General features: G+C 39.0%; 23 protein-coding genes, 1 tRNA gene, 4 pseudogenes and 1 riboswitch. Of the genes and pseudogenes, 13 read left to right on the top strand and 15 right to left on the bottom strand.

Translation table 11 applies throughout. The features are described 5' to 3' along the window. Positions 1 to 17 precede the first annotated feature (17 nt). The 3 genes from MKP09_RS01060 to MKP09_RS01050 all read right to left on the bottom strand — a co-directional run bounded on the left by MKP09_RS01060 (position 18) and on the right by MKP09_RS01050 (position 2,589). Positions 18 to 674 (bottom strand): ClpP family protease, encoded by a 657-nt coding sequence (locus tag MKP09_RS01060; protein WP_240825868.1) that lies wholly within the window; start codon positions 672 to 674, stop codon positions 18 to 20. A 169-nt stretch (positions 675 to 843) separates the two neighbouring features. Continuing rightward, entirely contained in the window at positions 844 to 1,524 is a 681-nt protein-coding gene (locus MKP09_RS01055; protein WP_262915054.1) for a ClpP family protease, read from the bottom strand. A 255-nt stretch (positions 1,525 to 1,779) separates the two neighbouring features. After that, positions 1,780 to 2,589, bottom strand: a complete 810-nt coding sequence (locus tag MKP09_RS01050; protein ID WP_240825866.1) for a diacylglycerol/lipid kinase family protein — start codon at positions 2,587 to 2,589, stop codon at positions 1,780 to 1,782. Between the two features lie 222 nt (positions 2,590 to 2,811). On the opposite strand from MKP09_RS01050, the gene MKP09_RS01045 reads away from it, so the two are divergent. Beyond that, positions 2,812 to 3,207 carry a phosphatase domain-containing protein gene (locus tag MKP09_RS01045; protein ID WP_240825864.1) on the top strand — a complete coding sequence of 132 codons (396 nt, stop codon included), beginning with the start codon at positions 2,812 to 2,814 and terminating at the stop codon, positions 3,205 to 3,207. Positions 3,208 to 3,224: 17 nt separating this feature from the next. Next, positions 3,225 to 3,518 carry a phosphatase domain-containing protein gene (locus MKP09_RS27750; protein ID WP_394801020.1) on the top strand — a complete coding sequence of 98 codons (294 nt, stop codon included), beginning with the start codon at positions 3,225 to 3,227 and terminating at the stop codon, positions 3,516 to 3,518. Between the two features lie 154 nt (positions 3,519 to 3,672). Here MKP09_RS27750 and tig read toward each other — a convergent pair whose 3' ends face one another. Further along, positions 3,673 to 5,070, bottom strand: a complete 1,398-nt coding sequence (tig, locus tag MKP09_RS01040) for a trigger factor (protein WP_240825862.1) — start codon at positions 5,068 to 5,070, stop codon at positions 3,673 to 3,675. Positions 5,071 to 5,153: 83 nt separating this feature from the next. Then, positions 5,154 to 5,235 (bottom strand) — tRNA-Leu (locus tag MKP09_RS01035). 230 nt (positions 5,236 to 5,465) lie between these two features. On the opposite strand from MKP09_RS01035, the pseudogene MKP09_RS27175 reads away from it, so the two are divergent. The 7 genes and pseudogenes from MKP09_RS27175 to MKP09_RS00995 form a co-directional block, all read left to right on the top strand. Next, positions 5,466 to 5,992 (top strand): annotated as a pseudogene (locus MKP09_RS27175) (HD domain-containing protein); the annotation flags it as partial. Then, positions 5,966 to 7,027, top strand: coding sequence for a RelA/SpoT family protein (locus tag MKP09_RS01025; protein ID WP_394801019.1), 1,062 nt, complete (start codon positions 5,966 to 5,968; stop codon positions 7,025 to 7,027). The pseudogene MKP09_RS27175 and the gene MKP09_RS01025, both read left to right, overlap by 27 nt. Further along, a complete protein-coding gene (locus MKP09_RS01020) occupies positions 7,018 to 7,716 on the top strand; it encodes an ACT domain-containing protein (RefSeq protein WP_240825852.1) in 699 nt (232 codons plus the stop codon). The genes MKP09_RS01025 and MKP09_RS01020 overlap by 10 nt, the downstream gene beginning before the upstream one ends. 252 nt (positions 7,717 to 7,968) lie before the next feature. Continuing rightward, positions 7,969 to 8,243, top strand: a pseudogene (locus MKP09_RS27745) (adenylosuccinate synthetase). Beyond that, positions 8,227 to 9,228, top strand: a complete 1,002-nt coding sequence (locus MKP09_RS01005) for an adenylosuccinate synthetase (RefSeq protein ID WP_394801018.1) — start codon at positions 8,227 to 8,229, stop codon at positions 9,226 to 9,228. Before MKP09_RS27745 ends, MKP09_RS01005 begins: the two are co-directional and overlap by 17 nt. 81 nt (positions 9,229 to 9,309) lie before the next feature. After that, the gene (locus MKP09_RS01000) at positions 9,310 to 9,726 is read left to right on the top strand and encodes a hypothetical protein (RefSeq protein ID WP_240825823.1); all 417 of its coding nucleotides are present in this window, start codon (positions 9,310 to 9,312) and stop codon (positions 9,724 to 9,726) included. 24 nt (positions 9,727 to 9,750) lie between these two features. Beyond that, on the top strand, positions 9,751 to 11,010 hold the full coding sequence (locus MKP09_RS00995) for an anthranilate synthase component I family protein (protein WP_240825821.1): 1,260 nt from the start codon (positions 9,751 to 9,753) through the stop codon (positions 11,008 to 11,010). Here MKP09_RS00995 and MKP09_RS00990 read toward each other — a convergent pair. The 3 genes from MKP09_RS00990 to MKP09_RS00985 form a co-directional block, all read right to left on the bottom strand. Beyond that, entirely contained in the window at positions 10,999 to 11,376 is a 378-nt protein-coding gene (locus tag MKP09_RS00990) for a type II toxin-antitoxin system death-on-curing family toxin (RefSeq protein WP_240825812.1), read from the bottom strand. The genes MKP09_RS00995 and MKP09_RS00990 overlap by 12 nt on opposite strands. 64 nt (positions 11,377 to 11,440) lie before the next feature. Then, positions 11,441 to 11,566 carry a hypothetical protein gene (locus tag MKP09_RS25110; protein ID WP_262915053.1) on the bottom strand — a complete coding sequence of 42 codons (126 nt, stop codon included), beginning with the start codon at positions 11,564 to 11,566 and terminating at the stop codon, positions 11,441 to 11,443. Between the two features lie 137 nt (positions 11,567 to 11,703). After that, complete coding sequence (locus tag MKP09_RS00985) at positions 11,704 to 12,381, bottom strand: class I SAM-dependent methyltransferase (protein ID WP_240825810.1); 678 nt, start codon at positions 12,379 to 12,381, stop codon at positions 11,704 to 11,706. Between the two features lie 150 nt (positions 12,382 to 12,531). Between MKP09_RS00985 and MKP09_RS00980 the strand changes: the two genes are divergently transcribed. Then, complete coding sequence (locus MKP09_RS00980) at positions 12,532 to 13,263, top strand: esterase family protein (RefSeq protein WP_240825807.1); 732 nt, start codon at positions 12,532 to 12,534, stop codon at positions 13,261 to 13,263. Between the two features lie 164 nt (positions 13,264 to 13,427). Here the strand turns inward: MKP09_RS00980 and aat are convergent. Beyond that, positions 13,428 to 14,071: pseudogene (gene aat / locus MKP09_RS00975) on the bottom strand (leucyl/phenylalanyl-tRNA--protein transferase). A 29-nt stretch (positions 14,072 to 14,100) separates the two neighbouring features. Continuing rightward, positions 14,101 to 14,394, bottom strand: coding sequence for an ATP-dependent Clp protease adaptor ClpS (locus MKP09_RS00970; RefSeq protein ID WP_240825798.1), 294 nt, complete (start codon positions 14,392 to 14,394; stop codon positions 14,101 to 14,103). 139 nt (positions 14,395 to 14,533) lie between these two features. Here MKP09_RS00970 and MKP09_RS00965 point away from each other — a divergent pair, with 139 nt between their 5' ends. From MKP09_RS00965 to MKP09_RS00955, 3 genes and pseudogenes are all read left to right on the top strand, one after another. Continuing rightward, on the top strand, positions 14,534 to 14,947 hold the full coding sequence (locus MKP09_RS00965; RefSeq protein ID WP_240825796.1) for a hypothetical protein: 414 nt from the start codon (positions 14,534 to 14,536) through the stop codon (positions 14,945 to 14,947). Positions 14,948 to 15,147: 200 nt separating this feature from the next. After that, positions 15,148 to 16,824: pseudogene (locus MKP09_RS00960) on the top strand (GMC oxidoreductase). A 211-nt stretch (positions 16,825 to 17,035) separates the two neighbouring features. After that, positions 17,036 to 17,680 carry a gluconate 2-dehydrogenase subunit 3 family protein gene (locus tag MKP09_RS00955; RefSeq protein ID WP_240825794.1) on the top strand — a complete coding sequence of 215 codons (645 nt, stop codon included), beginning with the start codon at positions 17,036 to 17,038 and terminating at the stop codon, positions 17,678 to 17,680. Between the two features lie 7 nt (positions 17,681 to 17,687). On the opposite strand, the gene MKP09_RS00950 is transcribed toward MKP09_RS00955, so the two are convergent. The 5 genes from MKP09_RS00950 to MKP09_RS00930 all read right to left on the bottom strand — a co-directional run bounded on the left by MKP09_RS00950 (position 17,688) and on the right by MKP09_RS00930 (position 21,668). Then, entirely contained in the window at positions 17,688 to 17,963 is a 276-nt protein-coding gene (locus MKP09_RS00950) for a Trm112 family protein (RefSeq protein ID WP_240825793.1), read from the bottom strand. An 8-nt stretch (positions 17,964 to 17,971) separates the two neighbouring features. Continuing rightward, on the bottom strand, positions 17,972 to 18,682 hold the full coding sequence (locus MKP09_RS00945) for a thiamine phosphate synthase (RefSeq protein ID WP_262915052.1): 711 nt from the start codon (positions 18,680 to 18,682) through the stop codon (positions 17,972 to 17,974). Then, a complete protein-coding gene (locus MKP09_RS00940; RefSeq protein ID WP_240825791.1) occupies positions 18,591 to 19,667 on the bottom strand; it encodes an AIR synthase family protein in 1,077 nt (358 codons plus the stop codon). The genes MKP09_RS00945 and MKP09_RS00940 overlap by 92 nt, the downstream gene beginning before the upstream one ends. Next, entirely contained in the window at positions 19,654 to 20,376 is a 723-nt protein-coding gene (locus MKP09_RS00935; RefSeq protein ID WP_240825790.1) for a class I SAM-dependent methyltransferase, read from the bottom strand. The genes MKP09_RS00940 and MKP09_RS00935 overlap by 14 nt, the downstream gene beginning before the upstream one ends. Positions 20,377 to 20,453: 77 nt before the next feature. Beyond that, a riboswitch (TPP riboswitch) is annotated at positions 20,454 to 20,541 on the bottom strand. A 59-nt stretch (positions 20,542 to 20,600) separates the two neighbouring features. After that, positions 20,601 to 21,668: a glycoside hydrolase family 18 protein gene (locus MKP09_RS00930; RefSeq protein ID WP_240825789.1), complete on the bottom strand. Its 1,068-nt coding sequence runs from the start codon at positions 21,666 to 21,668 to the stop codon at positions 20,601 to 20,603. Between the last annotated feature and the right edge of the window lie 116 nt (positions 21,669 to 21,784).

Raw genomic sequence — 21,784 nt, 5'->3', positions numbered from 1 at the left:
CAGCTTTTCTTGAACTTTTATAATTTTTCAACTATTTTGTCCGCGATGCCATATTTAATAGCTTCTTCAGCGTCCATCCAATAGTCGCGGTCAAAATCGCGCATCACTTCCTCAATTGTTTTTCCGCAATTGTCTGCCAATATTTTAGCGCCGATATGTTTGACGCGCTGTGTTTGACGAGCCTGAATCTCAAGATCGGAGCTTACACCGCGAATATAACCACCCAATGATGGCTGGTGGATCATTACCTCGCCATGCGGATAAATATATCTGTTTCCTTTTTCGCCACCGCTTAACAAAATACTCCCCATGGAAGCTGCAAGGCCCATACATATTGTATGCACAGGGCTGCTGATCATTTTCATGGTATCATAAATGACCATTCCGCTAGTTACCACGCCACCCGGGCTGTTAATATAGAAGTTGATCGGTTCGCCGGGTTTATCTGCTTCAAGCAATAAAAGCTTGGTGGTTACTTCCCGGGCACTTTTATCATCAACTACACCCCATAAATAAACGGCGCGTTTGTCGAAGAATAATCTTTCAAGGCGTTTGTTCAACATCATCAGTTCATCGCGCTTATCTTGCGGCTCTTTAGGATCTTCTTCTTCTCCTTCATCGTCGCTTACAATTGGCCTTTGCCATTTATTATTGTATATGTTTGAAAAGTTCATTTTTTTAGATTTATGGCCTCTCCCTAACCCTCTCCGGAAGAGAGGGGAATAGGTTCAAAATTGTTTTAAAAGTTTTTTATATGGTGAGAATATGATGATGCCATATATTTTGTAGTACAAGAGTGCGACGCAATACCGATGCCACTTGTGCTACAGCTGGTATCAAAAATTATTTCTTCTTATTTAATAACAACACTTCATCCACTAAACCATATTCTTTTGCTTCTGGTGCTGTCATCCATTTATCGCGCTCAAAATCTTTTTCGATTTGTTCTAAAGATTTACCGGTATGCTCGTTCACTATTTCATACAAATCGGTTTTAATCTTGCGGATTTCGTTCACCGTAATTTCAATATCACTTGCCTGGCCGCCAATAGCGCCGCTTGGCTGGTGCATCATAATGCGCGAATGTTTTAAGGCGGCTCTTTTTCCGTTAGTACCCGCACCTAATAAAACACAGGCCATAGACGCGGCCATCCCTATGCAAATAGTTGCAATGTCAGGAGATACATACTGCATCGTATCATAAACGCCCAAACCCGCATAAACACTGCCTCCCGGACTATTGATGTACATATTAATATCACGAACACGGTCGGTGCTGTCTAAAAATAACAATTGCGCTGTGATGATGTTGGCCACTTCATCGGTAACAGGATAGCCTAAAAAAATGATGCGATCCATCATCAAACGGCTGTAAACATCCATTACAGCAACGTTCATAGGACGCTCTTCAATAATATTCGGCGTAAGTGCCGTAACCAAATGATTACCGTAGCTGTGAAGCGTATTACTTGAAATGCCTCTGTGCTTTACGGCATATTTTTCAAACTCGGAATTATAAGTCATATATATTATTTGATATGTGGTAAACGTACATAAAATTTTGCATCGAATTTTATATCGTAGCATAAAATGTACAGATCAGACCTAAACAAATATCTGTCCATTTAAGAAAACACAAAAAAGGATGACATGTTGACTGAAAGCGCGAATTTTTTGAGGTCAATTGGGCAGTTTAGGATCAGATATTACTCTTTTCAAGATAAGCAGTTGGCAAAATTATCTGTATGTTTTGGGGCTGTATAACGGCTGAGATATTTTTTACTTTACCGATATATTCTCCGTCAACCTGAAAATGTATCCTGCTTTTTGAAATGATATCAACAGATTTTGTTTGGTATATTTCGATATTTTTTTGTCGAAGCCAAGTGAGAACATCATTTTTAAGATACCGAAAAATGACAATCGCTTCACTACCACAACTTCGAAAATACCGTCATTTATTTCTCCTACGGGGTTGATAACTGCTCCTGTGCCATATTTCCCCGCATTTGCAATTACAATCATAAATGCTTTTCTGTTTATAACAGAATTATTATGCTCTATTTTAATATTGAGCGACTGGCGCCGTACCAATGTTTTCCAGGCTACTTTTAGATAGCCGATTTTACCGCGCGTATCTCCCTCTTCAAAATTTTTAATCAATTGTGCATTAATGCCCGCATCGCTTAGATGAAGACACATGTGTTCATTATTTAGAAGAATCGTGTCAACACCTGTAACTACCCCATTCTCAATAATATTGAGCGCATCAGGTAGCTTTACAGGAATCAACAATTCCTTGGCCATTCCGTTAGCTGATCCAGCAGGTATAATTCCTAACGCCATTCCGGTTCCTTGTACCGATTCGGCGACAAGCGCTATCGTTCCGTCCCCGCCAACTGCCACAACCTTATTTGCTTTGGCACTTTTTATGTAGTTATCAAGTGCGCCGCAATCAACCGGATCGGTAAGGTCGTAAAAATCCAGCTCCACATTTTTACCATTGAAATAAGTTTTAATTTCAGATTGCCAGTCAATGGTTTTATTGCCTGCAATGTTATTGATGATGAAAAGAATTTTGACCGACATTATTTTTCTGTTTAAAATCTTTTAAGTGTTTAAAAACTTTCTACAACGTAAACTCGAACTTAATAATAAACCGCACTTAAAGCTATACAAAGGCTTTGGAAATGCAAGCCATTGCACCGTTTTAGGCCATGCGTTATACCGCTCTGCATCGCCGAGGGAGATCTATAAAAAGGTTTTTTTCATAACACGCTGTCTTTACTTAAGACATTTATGGTAAAAACAATGCCAGATGCGTTAATTGAAGTAATATGGCAAGGAAAAAATTATGAAACACGCTCTCAGAAGGATGGCTTTTTCTCTTTAGACCTTCCCAATGACAATGCCCTGAACAGCGGAATTTATGAGGTGGAAGTCACACTTAAGAGCGGTAATGGTACGCAAAAATTAAGCTCGGCTATTTTTCAGATAACAATTCCGGCTTATAACCAATATACTTTCATTTCTGATATAGATGATACTTTCCTTATTTCCCATTCAGCGTCCATTTTCAAAAGATTAAAACTTTTATTGACCCGAAATGCACATAGCCGACAACCATTTGAAGGTGTTGTAAAGCATTATCAGGCGCTACAACTGGCGCAAACTACCGAAGAAAAGCCTAATCCTTTTTTTATGTAAGCAGCAGCGAATGGAACCTGTACGACTTTATAAATGTATTCATCAGAAAAAATAAATTACCCGACGGTATTTGTTTATTAAATCAGATACAAACACTGTCAAAAGTCCTTAAAAGCGGACAAAAAAATCATGCAAGTAAGTTTGCCCGGATTGTAAGAATATTGGAAGCTTACCCGACTCAACGGTTTATATTGTTAGGTGATGATTCCCAACACGATCCATATATTTATGCTTCTCTTGTCAAAAACTTCCCCGACCTTATTCATTGTGTATATATTAGGTGTGTAGGCAAAAAAAGAAGCCTGCTGTAATAGCTGAGCTCGATCAGGTGTCAGGAAGAGATGTGCCCGTTTGCTATTTCACGCATAGCCGCGATGCATTAAAACATTCTGTTGATATCGGGCTTATTACAGAAAAACAAAAGGCGCTTTAAAAGCGCCTTTCTATATTTTATGCAGAAACTTATTAATGATGAGCGTGTTGATGCTCGTTTACCATTTTAGTAAACTCTTCTGCGTTAACTTGCTTACTTGTTGGCTTTATTTGTGTTTCGGCCCACTCAAAAACTTTTTCAGATTGAATGCGATTGTAAGCATCTTCAACATACTTACGATCTTTCATCATTCTGTCGATGTAATCATTCACCCATGGTTGCTCAGTATCGTTAGGCATCATTCCACCCATGTAACTAAACAATTGCGCTTGAGCAAAAGCCCTTAATTCTTCAGGCTTTACCTCAACACCCTGATCTTTGACCACCTTTTCAGAGATCAATGTCCATTTTAATTGATTTAGAAATGTAGGCATTTCTGTATCAATCTGCTCTTCCGTTTTTGCAGGTTGTTCGCCTTGCTCTTGCGCACTTTGTGTTACCAGCCATTTACGTAAAAATGCTTCTGGAAACTCGATATTAGTATTATCCACCAATTTATGGAAGATCTGATCCTGAATTTGGTTACGGCTTTGAGAAGCCCAATAATTGAATATCTGATCTTTTATTTTAGCGCGGAACTCTTCTTCTGTTTTCACATCTCCTTCCGGATAAAGCTGAGTAAATAATTCTTCGTTCAACTCTTTCTTTTCCAGTTCGCTTATTTTTGAGATGTTCAGTTTGAAAGCTTTCTTTTTGTCAGCTTCTTCATCCTTATTCAATCCCAAATCTGCAGCAATAAATTCCAGCTCCTTATCTTCAAAGGCATCAGCCAGCACAATATTGATACTGTCGCCTACTTTTTTGCCGTTTAATTCTTTTTGAATTGCTTCGGTAAAATAGCTCAGGAGAAGAGAATTTTCTTTTTTAAGGCCATCTGCCACTTCATTTCCGTCAGCATCTACTTCAACGAAAGTTACGTTCAGTACGTTATTCGAGCCATCAACCACATCTTTATCGGTCATATTGCCATAACGATTCTGAAGCCTGTCAATTTCCTCATTGATCATTTCGTCTGTAATATCAATATTATAACCAGTGATATCTGCTTTAGACAGATCAGCTAATTCAAATTCAGGTTTTAATCCGATTTCAAAATCGAAAGTATAATCACTGGGATTGTTTATATCCAATTTTGCAAGATCGGTGTCGAGTGGTAAGGGCTGTGCGAAAATCTCAGCCTTTTCAGTTTGTAAATGATTGATCAACTCCTTATCTACAGACTTTAAAACTTCATCTGTAAATAAAGAAGGTCCGTACATTTTTTTGATAAGACCGGCAGGTACTTTACCAGGCCTGAAGCCTTGAATACTTGCTTTTTTGCTATATTCTTTCAGAGATTTTTCGAACGAAGGGAGATAATCGGCCTTATCTATCTTTACACTGATTTTTTCGTGTAATTGGCCTATCGGTTCTTTAGTTATTGTAGCCATTAATTAAAAAAAGTTTGAAGTTTAATAGTTTAAGGTTTAAAAGTTAACCTCAAACGTTAAACATCAAACCTTAAACTAAAGAGTCCGGATGAAGGGACTCGAACCCCCACACCTTGCGGCATCAGATCCTAAGTCTGACGTGTCTACCAATTTCACCACATCCGGTAAGAACTTAAATCGGGCAGCAAAAGTAAGGGTTTTCCTCAATATTGCAACTTTTATTATTTGCTTTTTAGAATTGAAAAATTGGCTCCTAGAATACTTGTCTACACTCACCTTCACGCATCTTTTCCCGCCTCACAATTGTTATAGTTTTTACATATATTACATTTACAAACTTGTCAGCATAAGTTTTGCTGAACAATAATAATTAGATCAGACGCAGGATATTGACAATGAAGACTATAGAGCAAAAACCCAAATATAACCTGAACGATGAGGAAGAAAGAAAACTCATTGTAAGAGAATACCGTTCGCTAATGCGGCTTTTAAAAGACAAATTAAAGCCGGGCGATAAAGATCTTACTCGCGCTGCTTTCGAAATGGCGGCGGATGCACATAGCAGCATGCGGCGGAAAAGCGGTGAACCCTACATTCTACACCCCATCGCTGTAGCAAAAATCTGCGTGGAAGAGATTGGCCTGGGCGTTCGTTCTACCATTTGTGCCTTATTGCACGATACAGTTGAAGATACTGATATCACCTTACAGGATATTGAGAAAGAATTTGGCCCCGAAATAGCAAGGATCGTTGACGGACTTACTAAAATCTCCAATTTCATTGATACAACAGTTTCTCAACAAGCAGAAAATTTTAAAAAATTCTGCTCACGCTTACTGATGATCCCAGGGTTATTTTGATCAAACTGGCAGACCGCCTGAACAACATGCGTACGATGGATAGCATGAAGCGGGAAAAGCAGTTGAAAATATCTTCTGAAACAGTTTACATATTTGCGCCATTGGCGCATAGAATGGGGTTATACGCTATTAAAACGGAGTTTGAGGATTTGGCTATGAAATATCTGGAGCCAGATATTTATAAGGACATAGCGCGGCGTCTTGCTGAATCTAGAAGAGAGCGAACCCGATACATCAATGAGTTCATCAAACCTATTCGTGAACAACTCGAAAAAAGCAATTTCAATTTTGAAATTTACGGTCGGCCGAAAAACATCCACTCCATTTGGAACAAGATGAAAACAAAGCAGGTTGCTTTTGAAGAAGTGTATGACCTTTTTGCCATTCGTATTATATTGGACAGTACGCCTGAAAAAGAAAAGGAAGAATGCTGGAAAGTGTACTCCTTAATTACGGACGAATACACGCCTTCGATAGAGCGTTTACGCGACTGGGTGAGCAATCCCAAAGCAAATGGTTATGAAGCGCTGCATACCACTGTAATGGGGCCGCGCGGTAAATGGGTGGAAGTGCAGATACGCACCAAACGGATGAATGAAATTGCTGAAAAAGGCCTGGCTGCTCATTGGAAATACAAAGAAGGCACAGCTACTGAAAACCGCTTCGATAAATGGTTTCAGCAAATAAGGGAAACGCTGAATAACGAGGATCCCGACAGTGTCAATTTTCTACAGGAATTCAAAAGTAGTTTCCTTACCGAGGAAATTTATATTTATACGCCTAAAGGCGATATTAAAATGTTGCCCGCCGGCAGCAGCGCGCTGGATTTTGCGTTTTCTATTCACTCAGCTATCGGTGCAAAAACAATAGGAGCAAAAGTCAATCATAAGCTGGTTCCTATAAGTCATAAGTTAAGCAGCGGAGACCAGATAGAAATTATTACAAGTAATAAACAAAAACCATCTGAAGACTGGCTGAAATTTGTTGTTACAGCAAAGGCAAAGACAAAAATTAAAGATGCGCTAAAAGAGGAAAAAAACAGGTTGCAGACGAAGGCAAATACACTTTACAAAGGAAGCTGGAAGGTATGGGCGTAACTATGTATCAGGGGAATATTGAGGCCATTGCTCATTTTTACAAACTCAATTCCAACCTGGAGCTTTTTTATCAGATTGCCATTAAAAATATTGACTTAAAAGAATTAAAAGAATTTAAAGTTTTTGGCGACCGGTTAGAAGCGCCAGCACCCGTAAAACCAACTGATGTAAAGACAGAAACGCAGCCAAGCCCTACACATCACCCAGCTCCGTCGAAAGATGCGGAGTTGATCATTTTTGGTGAAAGCAGCGATAAAATAATGTACAACCTGGCCCATTGCTGCAAACCCATTCCCGGTGATGACGTATTTGGTTTTGTAACTACAGGAAAGGGGCTTACAATACATCGTACCAACTGCCCGAATGCTGCAAAATTGATGGCCAATTATGGGCATCGAATCGTAAAAACGAAATGGGCCAAAAACAAAGAGATTTCGTTCCTTACTGGTATTATGATCATTGGAATTGACGATGTAGGAATGGTGAGTAAAATCACTAATCTGATCTCGGGTGAACTGAAAATAAATATTGCAGCACTTACTATTGAAGCTACTGAAGGTGTTTTTGAGGGTAATATCAGAGTATTTGTGCACGACAAAGAGGAGCTGGACAATCTCGTAAACAGGCTGCTTGAAGTGGGTGGGATTGAGTCGGTAGAAAGATATGATACTGAAGATATTCCGAAGTAGGTTTGGGTAAAGTTATTGGTTGACGGGTTTACAAGTTGACACTGGCTCCGAAGGAGCCAAACTACAATAGGCGGATGCGTAGCTTCCGGGTAATAAGCGGCGAATATGCAGGATGCCATAAGTATTACAGTTGAAAAGTGCGACGCAAGACCGATGCCATATATTTACTGCCGGGTTCACCAACAAACCAAACTACACATCAATACGAACCCTTATTTTTGCACTTCATTTTAAAAACATAAAACACAGTAGATGGTAGATGTAATTTTAGGGCTGCAGTGGGGCGATGAGGGAAAAGGTAAAATTGTTGACTATTTTGCTAAAGATTACGATGTTATAGCCCGCTTTCAGGGTGGCCCAAACGCAGGCCACACCTTATACAAGGATGGAAAAAAATAGTGCTGCACCAAATACCATCTGGTATTTTTCATGAAGGGAAAGTAAACATTATTGGCAACGGCGTGGTGCTTGATCCAATAACCCTGAAAAAGAATGTGAAAAAGTTGCTGAATTTGGCATCGACCTGAAAAAAACCTATTCATTTCTGAGAGAACCAATATCATCGTTCCTACACACCGAGCGTTGGATAAAGCATCGGAGCAAGCAAAAGGTAAAGGAAAGATAGGATCTACACTTAAAGGCATTGGCCCGGCCTATATGGACAAAACCGGCAGAAATGCATTGCGTGTTGGCGATTTGCTGAGGGAAGATTTTAAAGAGATGTATGAACAGCTAAAACAAAAACACCAGGTTATTATTAATACTTATCATTTTACTGATGATATTAGCGCTGACGAAAAAGAATTTTTTAAAGCTGTTGAATTTTTAAAAGAACTGAATATTATAAACGGCGAATATTTCATCAACAAATTATTGAAAGAAGGAAAAAGAATATTGGCGGAAGGTGCGCAGGGAAGTATGTTGGATATAGACTTCGGAACTTTCCCATTTGTAACATCTTCCAACACTATTTCCGCCGGTGTTTGTAGCGGCTTAGGTCTTGCTCCGCAACATATTAAAGATGTGATCGGCATTACAAAAGCATATTGTACACGTGTGGGTAGCGGGCCGTTTCCTACAGAACTCGAAAATGCTGACGGACAAAAGCTACGTGATATAGGTAAAGAATACGGAGCAACCACAGGACGTCCACGCCGTTGCGGATGGATTGACCTGGTGGCATTGAACTTTGCCTGCATGATTAATGGCGTTACGAAAATTGTGATGACCAAGGCGGATGTTTTGGATGAATTTGAAGAATTACAGGTTTGTACAGCATATAGCAAAGAAGGACAGGAGTTGACAGAAATTCCATTGCGTTTAGACTTGGACCACTACGTACCTGTGCTGGAAAAATTTGAAGGCTGGAATACTGATATCAGTCAGGTAAAAGATGCGGCGGCACTTCCAGAAAAAGCAAAATCATATATTGATTTCATTAATAGCTATTTGGGCGTGAACGTGGACTTTATTTCTAATGGACCTGAAAGGGATCAATTAATTGTAGTCTAATATTTTTTCTAAAAAAATTTATTTCAAAAATTTGGCGGTTTAAAAAGTTCGGCTAAAATTTACATTCTAATTTATTAGATAATGGCAAAGTCAAATAAATCAAAAACAAGCGAAACAGATAAGGCTTATGATGAAGAAAAGCCTGTAAAAAATAATTCTTCAAAATCGAAAAAAGAGGAAGGGTCTGACGAAGACGACGACTTCCTTGAGGAGGATGAAGCGCCCAAGAAAAAGGTAAGGCGAGTAAAAAAGATGACGACGATGAGGATGCGGAAGAGGTCGACGACGATTGGGAAAAGGCAGAGGAAGAGGAAGATTGGGATAAAGACTTTGAAGAGTTTGATCTGCCCAAATCGAAAGGAAAAGCCACCGGTGGCGGTGGTAAGAAGTCTTACGACGATGATGATGATTTCAAAGTGGATGATGAGTTTAAAGACTTATTCGGCGGCGGCGGCAAAGATGACTTCGACGATGAAGATGATGATTACTAACTATTAATAATCTATTTATTAAACAAATCAATTGCGGCGCAATTTTGCAGTAAGCGATACAAATGTTTTTAAACAAAAAGTGTTGAATTGGCTAAAACAGTTCAGCACTTTTTGCTTTTTAGACAGTAGCCAATATCAAAATGGTTATGACCTTATTGTGGGCGCAGGTGTTTCAGAAAGTTTTAACTCATCAACGCCTGATGCGCTCGATAACTTTCAATTATTTATTAATAAAAAAGCAAGATGGCTTTTTGGGCATCTTGGATACGAATTGGCAACATCCGAAAAAATAAGCCATTCTTATAAAAACGATCAACTATTTTTTCCGGACTTGTTTTTCTTCGAGCCTGAAATTTTACTGACGCTAAAGCACGGTGAAGTAATAATTGAAGCGACAGATACAGAAGAAATTTTCAACAATATTCAGCAAACAGTACCGCCTGAAAGCAAGTACGAGCAACAGTTTCAGCAAATTGAAAGTAAAATATCAAGAAATGAATACTTATCAATACTAAATCAGTTGAAGCAACATTTACAACGCGGGGATTGCTATGAGATAAATTTTTGCCAGGAGTTTTTTGTAAAAAATGTATTAGCAGACCCATTTTCATTATTTAATAAACTGTGCGAAAAATCGCCCAATCCATTTTCGGGTTTATACAGAATTGATGATAAATGGCTGCTTTGTGCCAGTCCGGAAAGATTTATAAAAAAGGAAAAGGATCAGATCATTAGCCAGCCGATAAAAGGAACTTTGCAACGTCATCAAAATAATGATCCGGAAAAAGAACGAGTTGCTCTTTTACAAAGCGAAAAAGACCGCGCCGAAAACGTGATGGTTGTTGACTTGGTAAGAAATGATCTTTCGCGGATTTGTGAAGAAGGAAGTGTAAAAGTAGACGAGCTGTTTGGCATTTACAGTTTTCCGCAGGTGCATCAAATGATCTCAACAGTTAGCGGCAGATTAAAAAGAGAGGTTAAATTCAAAGACATTATTAATGCTACTTTTCCTATGGGTTCTATGACGGGTGCGCCCAAAGTAAAAGTGATGCAATTAATTGATCAATATGAAAAAAGTAAGCGTGGTATATTCTCCGGCGCTTTAGGTTATATAAACGCTGACGGAGATTTTGATTTTAATGTAGTTATCAGAAGTATGATGTATAACCAATCTACCCAATACCTTTCTTTTCAAGCTGGAGGCGGCATTACCATTTACAGCGATGCAGAAAAAGAATGGGAAGAAAGTTTGTTAAAAGCTAAGGCGATAAAGGAGATATTAGAAAGTTGAGGTATTCATTTTTAACCATTCAACAATGTCATTGTATTTACCGACACCTGTTGAAATTTTGATACAAAAGTCATAAAGAGCGTTTTCACTTGCCATTATATGAACGGAGTATTCAAATAAAACGGCAATCATTGCTAAAACTCCGGTGCGCTTGTTACCATCGATAAATGGATGATTGACAATGATGCTTTCTATTAGTGCAGCAGCTTTCTCCAATGGAGATGGATATAAAAAATCGCCGCTAAAGGTTTGAAATGGTCTTGCTATAGCAGATTCCAAAAGACCTATATCTCTTACTCCTTTGGCACCTCCAAAATCGTCGATAGACAGATCATGTAAATTAAGCACATCTTCTAAAGAAATCATTGGGCAAGTTTTTTCAACACATTTCCATACATGCTTTTAACCTTGTCGTAATGTTGTGAAAGATTCAATGCCTCCCCTTCTTTTTTGAAGGTATTTTGGATAAGTATTCCAATATTTCTTTCAAAGCTTTTTCATCTTTCAATTCTGAAACTTCCTTTATTACCGCAAGCTGCATTTCTAAAACACTCATATCTTGTATTTTTTGTACCTCAAATTTACGAAATACTTACTTCTCGGCTATATAAAACAAATCCAAGCAATCATTACCGGCTTCCGCCAAAAAGTAATCCGTCATTTTTATTTTAGAAACCATTGCGTTATCACTACTCAGCATTTTTTACGGTTCCATCGGTTCATAATATCATAAGGAATTTGCAGGCACCAACGTGGCAGGTTGTATTGAAGATTCAGCACATCAAACCTGGTTATTTTTTCAACAGCTTTTTTATTAGCATGATAATATTCCATCGCCGTATCATCGCCATACACACCCAATGTTTTTACTGAGCTAAAACTTTGCAGTAGCAACGCTTTCAACTCCGGAACCAGGTACTCACGAATATGCCATGGATTGCGCGTCAGCGACATTTTTTTATTGGGTGTAGTTACAATCAGTTTGCCACCAGGCCTTAATACACGATGTATTTCCTGCGCAAATAATTTGTCGCTTTTAATGTGTTCAATTACCTGAAAGGTGATTACAAAATCAAAACTATTATCTGCAATACCCGTAAGTGGCGGAAAAGTTGTTTTTAAAAACTCAATGTTGCCGTTGGCCTTTACCAGTTCATTCACATTGGTGTTTTCAAACTTATCCAACGTTACAAATTTTGTTGCTTTTGAAGCAATCATTTCAATACCATAACCGCTGCCGGTGCCTAGCTCCAATACTTTGCCGTTTACAAGCTTTGCTGCTTCCGCATACGCAAAAAGCGACCGCTGAAATACATAATTATCTGATTCTTCAACATGTGATACCCTTTCTGCAGTTTGAATTAAAGCCATATTTTATTTTAAACTGAATAAATTAAGCAGCAAAAATAACTGGTTATTACAGCATTTTACATAAAAGGCTTTAAGAAACAGATGAAGTTGAAAAATCCTGATTACGAATCATATTATTATTCTATTTTACATAACATTTAAACACTGCACATGAATAGAAAAATATTTGGCTGGTACAGTCCGTCTTTAAATAAAGAAATGCCCATTGTTAGTTACGGCGATTATGGATTTGCTCTATTACTCGTTCCAACGGCGGCGGCAGATTTTTTGGAGTACGAAAGGTTTCAACTCATCGATTCGTTAGCGCCATTTATAAATGATGGCAAAATGAAAGTATTTTCTATAAACAGCGTCAATAATGAAAGTTGGCTCAATAACGATATGACCAACTGGGATAAGTCGCACAGACATGCGCAATGGAACCAATACATTTATGATGAAGTAATTCCACACATCAAAAACGAAACAAGTCCCGAAACGCCGATATTTATAAGTGGTGCATCCTTTGGCGCACTTCACAGCATGAACTTATTTTTAAAACGCCCCGATCTTATCAACGGTGTTATTGCAATGAGCGGCGTTTACGATCTTACTTATTATAGCAACGGATACATGGACGATAATGTTTACTTCAATAGTCCGCAACATTATATGCCCAACCTGACAGACCACAGCATACTCGAAAACATCAGGCGTAGCAACCATATTCATATTCTTACCGGAAGCGGCGCCCACGAAGATCCGCGTGCAGGCGGCGAATTTGCAAAAGTTCTATACGAGAAAGGTATCAATTACGAATTTGATAACTGGGGCGAAAACTATAAACACGATTGGCCTACCTGGCGCGATATGTTACCCAATGTTTTTGCTACAAGGTTTTAGTTTTTTTGTATATCAGCAGCAGAATACAAATCATCGGTCTTGTGTCACTCACTTGTGCTGATGAATATATATCATCCTATAGATTCGACGTAAAAAAACCTGCGAGGTTTTCAAAACCTCGCAGGTTTATCACCTTAATCCAACATACCCGAGTTTAGAAATTTTCAGACAAACTTCTTCAGCAACTCGTCAAATTCAGAACCGTCAATCATCCTGGCACCAAGGCTCTCCAGATATTCTGTATGCACCTGGCAATCTATTAACTGCACATCTTCTGTTTTCAGTTGCTGTATATATTTTGTAAACGCATATTTGGAAGCATTGCTTACAAGGCTAAACATACTTTCACCAAAAAAACTTTGCCCAAACGGATACCATATAATCCGCCAACTAATTTGTCATCCAGCCAAACTTCTGCGCTATGCGCATAACCCAGCTCGTGTAGTTTGGTGTACGCAGCAATAATTTCCTCATTGATCCAGGTTCCGTCTTGTCCTGCACGGGGCACACTTTTACAATGAGTGATGACGTTTTTAAAATCTTTGTTAACAGTAAATTTAAAGGCATTCCTGTTCAACAATGGCCGTAAACTTTTGCTAACTCTTAATTCGTTGGGAAACAATACAAATCTTGGATTGGGGCACCACCAAAGTATAGGTAGCTCGCTGTACCACGGAAAAATACCAGATTGGTAAGCAAGTAACAAACGGTCTACAGACAAATCGCCTCCAATTGCCAGTAAACCATCTGCTTCGGCTAAATGCACCGGAGGAAAATGGAACGTATCATCGAGGGCAAAAATTGCCATTTCTATAAAAGTTGAATATTAAAGAGGCTTTAAGAAACAGTTTCTTCAACAGTAGCATTAATGCCTCTTTCAAGAATGGCTTCACACAAAGGCTTCAGCTTATCATATTCACCTTCCTTCACCGCATATTTCCCTTTAAAATGAATGAATAAGGAGCATTGTTCCGCCTGTTCAAAACTATGTCCACACACTTCCATCAACGTTTCAATGACCCAATCAAACGTGTTCACCTCATCATTCCAAACAATCAGCTGGCAAGTTGAGGCGGTATCGGTCATTACCTCCACATCTTCTAAAAACTTAGTATCAGTGCTGTTTTGCATCGTGCAAAGATAATTTTTTTGCTCTAAAAGCAATTTCGCGGTGCGCCAATGCAACCTATATCCATTTGGCACACTCCTTGTCTTATATTATAGTATAATCTAACCCTAAAAACTTATCTCTAAATTTAAAAACGAAGAAATGAAGAAATTTACATCGTTCGCCCTTTTGGCTGTAGTTGCCCTTTTAGCTTTTGCCTCATGTAGTAAAACCCGCGATGGACTTGGCCTTGATACGATTGACAATAATGCAAGAACTGGAAAATGGGAAGTAACACATCAAATCTACTTAGGAAGTGCTACGGAACCTGCCACATCAGAAAATCTTACCGAAGGTGCTGGTTATGCTGAATTTAAATCCGATGGTAAAGTGTATTATTATAATGAATCAGGCGTAAAAGATGCCGGCACAAGTTACTCCTTCTCAGATACCAAATCTATGAATTATGATGGCGACAAATATGCCATACAAGAAAACCTCGCTGGCTCTTTTAGCAAAATGACCATACAGCGCGAAACTACAACAGGTAGAGAAGTGTACATATTTCAACGCTAAGTAACTACTCTTTTTAAAGGTAATTACAATTAAAAAATTATGGCCCGGATAATATCCGGGCTACTTTATTTTATCCAACAACCAAAATCTTTTTCTTTCAAATTAGGTTTTTAATCTTTTTTAAATATCTTTAAAATCTGCTTGCGACAGACGCTTGTTATATTTTTTATCGAAAACTATTTTTTAAAAGAAAACTTTTTATGGCAGAGAATACTTATGACGCAATCGTTATTGGTAGCGGCATTTCAGGCGGCTGGGCCGCAAAAGAACTCACGGAAAAAGGTTTGAAAACGATCATGTTAGAAAGAGGCCGTGACATTAAACATGTGGAAGGATACACAAACGCGAATAAAAATCCCTGGGATTTTCCACATCGTGGAGGCAGAACGCAGGAAATGATCAAAGACTATCCTGTACTTAAAAGAGATTATCCGCTAAACGAAACCAACCTGGATTATTGGGTTAACGAAAAAGAATGCCCTTATACTGAAACTAAACGTTTCGACTGGTATCGTGGTTATCATGTAGGTGGGCGCTCACTTATGTGGGGACGCCAAAGTTACCGACATAGTGATATTGATTTCGAAGCCAACTTAAAGGACGGTATTGCTGTTGACTGGCCGATACGTTATAAAGACATCGACCCATGGTACAGTTATGCGGAAAAATTTGCCGGTATAAATGGGACCAATGAAGACTTTCCCGGCTACCCGCATGGCGACCTAATGCCTGCAATGCCTATGAATTGTGTTGAGAAAGATGTTGCAAAAAGAGTGAGAGATCATTATAAGAATGCACGTATTGTAACTAATGCACGTGTAGCTAACATTACGCAGCCGCTACCCGGGCGTACGGCTTGTCAGTACCGTAACAAATGTTGGCTGGGATGCCCGTTTGGCGCATATTTCAGTACACAATCTTCTACACTTCCTGCCGCAATGAAAACAGGAAACCTTACGTTAAGACCCTTTTCAATTGTTACTAAAATCATTTATGATAAAGACACTAAAAAAGCAAAAGGTGTTGAAATTATCGATGCGGAAACCAACAAAACCTACGAATATTTTGCAAAAGTTGTTTTTGTGTGCATCTGCGATGAACTCAACATGGGTGTTGATGAATTCCGCTACAGATGTTTGGGAAGGCGGCCTTGGTAGCAGTAGTGGTGAGTTGGGACATAATTTAATGGATCACCATTTTCGTTGTGGTGCATCTGGCCGTGTAGAAGGCTATGAAGATAAATATTATTTTGGCCGCAAACCGGGCGGCATCTATATTCCGCGCTTTGCAAATGTAGCTAACGACAAACGTGATTATTTGCGCGGCTTCGGTTATCAGGGAGGCGCAAGCCGTCAAAACTGGCAACGCAACATTGCAGAATACAGTGTTGGCCCTGAACTGAAAGACGCGCTTTCTGAGCCTGGCTCATGGACGATGGGATTAGGCGCATTCGGCGAAATACTTCCTTATCATGATAATAAAATAACGCTTGATAAAAACGTAAAAGACAAGTGGGGATTACCTGTTCTGAATATTGACGCAGAAATAAAAGAGAACGAGAAAAAATGCGCGCTGATATGATGAATGATGGTGCTGAAATGTTGGAAGCAGCTGGCCTTAAAGATGTGCATACTTATGAAAGCGAATATGGCTTTGGACAAGGTATACATGAAATGGGTACAGCGCGTATGGGCCGCGATCCTAAAACTTCAGTACTCAATGGCAACAACCAGGTTTGGGATTGTAAAAACGTATTCGTAACTGATGGTGCATGTATGACAAGTGCGGCTTGCGTAAACCCGTCGCTTACATATATGGCGCTTACCGCCAGGGCTGCTGATTTTGCAATGAATGAATTGAAAAAAGGGAATTTGTAAGTTGACTGATGACAGGCAATAGAACCTGGTCAATTGTAATTATAATCCAACATCTGATATCAATTAAAGAATAAAAAATTATTTAAAAGACAGGAATAACACATGCAGAAGATTGTTCGATGCCATCAACCGTCAACTTAAAGTATTACTGTCATCTCAAAATAAAGAACTATGAACAGAAGACAAGCCGTTCAAAAAGTTGCTACTACTAATGGGAGGCACTGTATTGGGAGCAGAATTGTTCATTCAAACAGGCTGTAAAACAACTCCTGAAAAAGAGGCCGCAGAAGCCGGAGTCAAAGCTTTGCCAGATTTTTTTACGAAAGATGAGATAGCTTATCTGGATGAAATAGCAGAAACTATCTTACCAAAAACCGCTACGCCTGGCGCTAAAGATGCCAAAGTGGGCGAGTTTATGAACGTAATGGTGCGTGACTGCTATACACCTGAAGATCAAAAAATATTTAAAGATGGAATAGAAACTTTAGAAAAACGCAGCAAGGAAAAGTATAGTAACGGCTTTATGCAAATGCAGCCGCAACAAAGAACAGAACTGCTAACAGCACTCGACAAGGAAGCTAAAGAGTTCAACAAAACGGATGAATATAAAGCTAAAAAAGAAGCGCTTGCTAAAGAGGAGCACATAAAAGATTCCATAGCAGAGACTAAGGGCAACTTTGGATATGCCGCGGCCAGTATGCCCAAGCATTATTTCAGCATGATGAAAGAACTTACTTTGCTGGGATTCTTCACTTCTGAGCCAGGCGCTACAAAAGCTTTAAGGTATGCGGCAGTTCCAGGTAAGTATGATCCATGCATGCCTTATAAAACAGGCGATAAAGCCTGGGCAACCTAATTTTCGGTTATTCCGGACCTTCACCCAACATAAAGTAACTAAAGGTTTTATCCTTTAAAGAATCTTTCCATTTGCTAAGTAATGGTTGTTCCAGCTTATAGTCACGATACTGATCAGGATTCATAATTGGTATAGCTTTTACAATTGGGTAAAGGCGCGTGCATTTTTTACAAACGAAATATCCTTCAATTACACGCTCATCTACATCCTTGACAATTGTGGTCAACTCAAGTTCATCTTTATCGAACGGACAGCATAATTTATTGATCGTTTCAGGCTTCATCTTTTTTGTTATAAGTTATTGTAATAAGCTTCAACGGCGGTTACAGGATCATCGCTTTTCATAATACCTGATATAACAGCCACTCCGGTAAAATCAAGTTCTTTTAACTCTCGAATATTTTCAGGCGTAATACCACCCGCAAGAAAAACTGGTTTTTTGAAAATTGTCTTTGCTTCTTTTATAGTATCAAATACCACAAGCTCGCAGCTATTAGCGCTTAGCGAGGGGAACATAGAGCAGAACGAAATATAATCTGCATTGTTGTCAGCTGCCCATCGCACTGTTGTCAAATCGTTGTTGCAGGTCAGGCCCCACAAGAAGTTTCTGTCAATTTGTTTTTTTATTAATTCCAGATCTTCAGGTATCTCATCAAAATGAACACCATCAAGTTTTGTTGTTTTAAATAGCTCCCATTTATTGTTAATGAAGACAGGAATACTAAAGCTGTGGCTGATTTCGCATACTTCGTTTATGAGCGTTAACGGACATTGCTCTTGTTTGAAATGATCCCATATTTGAATCGCGACAATTTTTTCTGACGCCACTTCTTTTAAAATCCTAAAAACTGCACACTGTCCATCATTGGATCGATCACTAAATAAATGCCCTGATTTGACAAGCTGTTTTTTATTTCCATCCTTCTTTACATGCTTTTGAAAATGCTGCCCAATATGGGTCTTGTAATTGATATTCCAACAATTCGGATTTCTGGTTTTCAATGATACTGATACCTTCTTTTGCCTCAGTTAATATTCCAACTTCAGCACATTCGATGTTTTCATTTTTTAATTGTCCAATGATCAATTCCACAGCTTGCCTTTTACAACAAATAAGCATAGAACCTGCGCCAATACAGCGTCTTGGATCTAAAGTAAAAACCTCACACACTTTTTGTTGCACTTCATGAACAGGCAATAATTCATTATGAATAATTGCTCCGGTTTTAGATGCTACACAAAGCTCATAAATAGCGCCCAAAACGCCGCCTTCAGTAACGTCGTGCATTGCGGTAACAGCTTGCTTATTGGCGTTACCTTTAGCAGCTACTACTGCATCTTTCAAGGAGGAAGTATCATAAAAGGACGCACAGGCGGATTGATAAATTTCGTTACCACAATATTGCTTAATCGTTTCCGGAAAACTCATTGCTAATATGGCTGTTGAAGAAATGGCACAACTTTTTGTAACCAATATCACATCGCCAGGTTGCGCCATAGAAGAGACAAGCATTTCATCTTTCGGTGCGATGGCGACCAATGTTCCGCCACCCGAAATAGTGCTGTTCTGCCCTTCAACAAAGCCCGTATGCCCGCCGGTAATAGCAACTCCAATGTCGCTGCAATATTTGTGAATACAATCCCAATAAGTCAAAAAATCTTTTTTAGAAAAATCCGACGGAAGATTCAGCACCATTTGCGCGTACATAGGAGCAAATCCTGTAGTAGCAATATCGTTAGTCATAAGATGTACAGACAACCATGCTGATTCCTGCAAACCAAGAGAAGGAATAAGAGACAGCGGATCACTGGCCATCGCCATCATCATATTTCCAGGCAGATTTATAAGAGATACATCGACCCCAAATGCAGGGCCTACGGTAACTTCATTTCGTTTAGATCCACATCGGTTGCTCACTAACTGATCTAACGAATTTGCTTCCAGCTTGCCTGGCTTATTCATTTCAATAGCATCAATCAACATCATTCAAACTTATATAAAGTCCAAAAAAATCACCAAGTGGCAAACCCCACTGTTGTACAGGAAACCATTTAGGTAAACCCGTGCAGGTCCACTCAATCGTGTATTTTCTACCCTCCAAAGCGGTATGAATAATTTCAGTTAGCTTTTTGGGTGTATAAAATGTAGCAGTAACATAAAAGGGATTTTTTCCAAAAAGTTGTTGAACCCTTCGTCTTACAACTTTGGTAGAATTACGATTCATCATGCCCATTGCAATGCCATATTTTGCAACTCTCGCTGATTCCCTAATCACTTTAACCGGATCTTTATAATATTCAAAAGTGGTAATAAATGCCAGCGCATCAAAACTGTGATCTTTAAAAGGCATAAAGTGTGAATCGGCCATTACCAGGTCGCCATCAAAAAGATGTCGCGCCTGTGATAACATTAAAGGTGAAATATCGCCACCTGTTGCATCAATACCAATCTCTTTCCACCAACGGGTAAAGCGCGTAGTGCCGCAACCAAACTCCAAAAGCTGCTTTATTCTTTTGTCTTTGGATACTAATTGTTCCATTACTTTTTTCTGCCATATTTCTGCGCGCTTGTAACGGCCTTCATACCATTGCTCGTACGTGTCGGTATGTTCCCGGTTAAAAAACCATTCAGGCCGTTGTTGCCAGTTTTGCTGATGTGCAGGAATTAATTCAAGATGTGTTGTTTGTGACTCCATTTATTTATACTTTCTATTACCAGAAATAAAAAACCCCATCCAGCGGAAAATACCAACGAATGGAGCGTCAAAATGGAAATCAGCTTCATTAGCATCCCTACGTTGGCATTACCCAAATCAGGTAGCGGGTATGATCTCAGCCCAAAGGCACCCCGTGCTACAGGAAGTAAATGTAGTAAAAACTTTATTGAATACGGAAAAATCTCTTCATCCTGTTTATATATTTATTTTCTTGATTTTATAGTATGATCGATTACGTTTAAGTAGCCACCTTCATTCTTATCAAGGCTGAGCTCCCAAAACATAATACCTCCAAGGCCATTATCCACAGCATAATTGGTCTTTTTTGTGATAGAACCAGCATCATCAAAAGTGGCAAATACTTTTTCTTTAGCATTGTAAGCATAGCTCGCTTTAGCCACTTCATCATAATAAAATTCGAAGCCCTTTTCTTTATTAATGCTACTTTCAAAAATGCGGTACGGAATGAAGCTTTTAAAAACACCAGGTTGATAAAGGCCATTATTAATGCTTTCAACTTCTCTCCAACTACGGCCATAAAAAGCAGCGCCAATAACCATTTTGTTTTTAGGTACACCAATCGAATCCAGATAATTTACACATGCATCGGTCGATTCGCTTTGTTGCTTTGTTGAGTAAAGCGGCGTGTGATGACCGGTATGTGGCGTCGCTCCATTTACAAGATCATAAGTCATCAGGTTCACATAATCAACAACTGGCATTACATTTTTCCAATCAACGGATTCTTCCAGGTATTTTTTAAACCCTCCAGCCGCAAAGCTGATTTCCTGCTTTTTACCTAAAGATGTTCGCAACGCTTTCACTAACGCCGTAAAATTTTCTTTATCCGCTAATTGATACGGATGTCCCGGATGCCCTTCAATAGTAGGATATTCCCAGTCCAGATCAATGCCATCTGTTCTAAAATAATCGGCAAGCGCTTTTACTGATGCAGCAAATTCGCGCCTTCTCTGTTCAGTAGAAAATACATCCGAACAGGTTTTACAACCACCCCAACCTCCCAGCGATAATAATATTTTCAATTTTGGATGTGCTGATTTTAAGGAGACCAGTTTTTGAATCGTTAAAGAATCACGATCGTTATCAACGGCCAATTTATTGCCACGCAAATGGCAAAAACTATAAATGATATGGGTTAGTTTATCAACTTGAAAACTATCAATTTTAGTAGCGTTTGATGAATAATAAGCGATCACACGGAAGGAGTTACCTGATTTTTGTGCATGAACAGCAATCACCGTAAAAAACATAAAATGATACATGTTAAAAAAAACGGATAGTGGACATCATGATTGAATGAATTGATTGAGTTGGAAGATACTAAAGTTTTAAAATTGCCATGCCAAATAATAACCGGTTCATATCA

It is taken from the genome of Paraniabella ginsengisoli, assembly GCF_022513635.1.
Taxonomy (GTDB): domain Bacteria; phylum Bacteroidota; class Bacteroidia; order Chitinophagales; family Chitinophagaceae; genus Niabella; species Niabella ginsengisoli.
Note: the sequence above shows the minus strand (reverse complement) of the source record. Positions and strands in the feature narration are given on the sequence as shown.

Bases quoted from the DNA above. Each gene is read 5' to 3' on its own strand.
- MKP09_RS01060 (WP_240825868.1), bottom strand. From the start codon at position 674: ATGAACTTTTCAAACATATACAATAATAAATGGCAAAGGCCAATTGTA.
- MKP09_RS01055 (WP_262915054.1), bottom strand. From the start codon at position 1,524: ATGACTTATAATTCCGAGTTTGAAAAATATGCCGTAAAGCACAGAGGC.
- MKP09_RS01050 (WP_240825866.1), bottom strand. From the start codon at position 2,589: ATGTCGGTCAAAATTCTTTTCATCATCAATAACATTGCAGGCAATAAA.
- MKP09_RS01045 (WP_240825864.1), top strand. From the start codon at position 2,812: ATGCCAGATGCGTTAATTGAAGTAATATGGCAAGGAAAAAATTATGAA.
- tig (WP_240825862.1), bottom strand. From the start codon at position 5,070: ATGGCTACAATAACTAAAGAACCGATAGGCCAATTACACGAAAAAATC.
- MKP09_RS01025 (WP_394801019.1), top strand. From the start codon at position 5,966: ATGGATAGCATGAAGCGGGAAAAGCAGTTGAAAATATCTTCTGAAACA.
- MKP09_RS01020 (WP_240825852.1), top strand. From the start codon at position 7,018: ATGGGCGTAACTATGTATCAGGGGAATATTGAGGCCATTGCTCATTTT.
- MKP09_RS01000 (WP_240825823.1), top strand. From the start codon at position 9,310: ATGGCAAAGTCAAATAAATCAAAAACAAGCGAAACAGATAAGGCTTAT.
- MKP09_RS00990 (WP_240825812.1), bottom strand. From the start codon at position 11,376: ATGATTTCTTTAGAAGATGTGCTTAATTTACATGATCTGTCTATCGAC.
- MKP09_RS25110 (WP_262915053.1), bottom strand. From the start codon at position 11,566: ATGAGTGTTTTAGAAATGCAGCTTGCGGTAATAAAGGAAGTTTCAGAA.
- MKP09_RS00985 (WP_240825810.1), bottom strand. From the start codon at position 12,381: ATGGCTTTAATTCAAACTGCAGAAAGGGTATCACATGTTGAAGAATCA.
- MKP09_RS00980 (WP_240825807.1), top strand. From the start codon at position 12,532: ATGAATAGAAAAATATTTGGCTGGTACAGTCCGTCTTTAAATAAAGAA.
- MKP09_RS00970 (WP_240825798.1), bottom strand. From the start codon at position 14,394: ATGCAAAACAGCACTGATACTAAGTTTTTAGAAGATGTGGAGGTAATG.
- MKP09_RS00965 (WP_240825796.1), top strand. From the start codon at position 14,534: ATGAAGAAATTTACATCGTTCGCCCTTTTGGCTGTAGTTGCCCTTTTA.
- MKP09_RS00955 (WP_240825794.1), top strand. From the start codon at position 17,036: ATGGGAGGCACTGTATTGGGAGCAGAATTGTTCATTCAAACAGGCTGT.
- MKP09_RS00950 (WP_240825793.1), bottom strand. From the start codon at position 17,963: ATGAAGCCTGAAACGATCAATAAATTATGCTGTCCGTTCGATAAAGAT.
- MKP09_RS00940 (WP_240825791.1), bottom strand. From the start codon at position 19,667: ATGATGTTGATTGATGCTATTGAAATGAATAAGCCAGGCAAGCTGGAA.
- MKP09_RS00935 (WP_240825790.1), bottom strand. From the start codon at position 20,376: ATGGAGTCACAAACAACACATCTTGAATTAATTCCTGCACATCAGCAA.
- MKP09_RS00930 (WP_240825789.1), bottom strand. From the start codon at position 21,668: ATGTTTTTTACGGTGATTGCTGTTCATGCACAAAAATCAGGTAACTCC.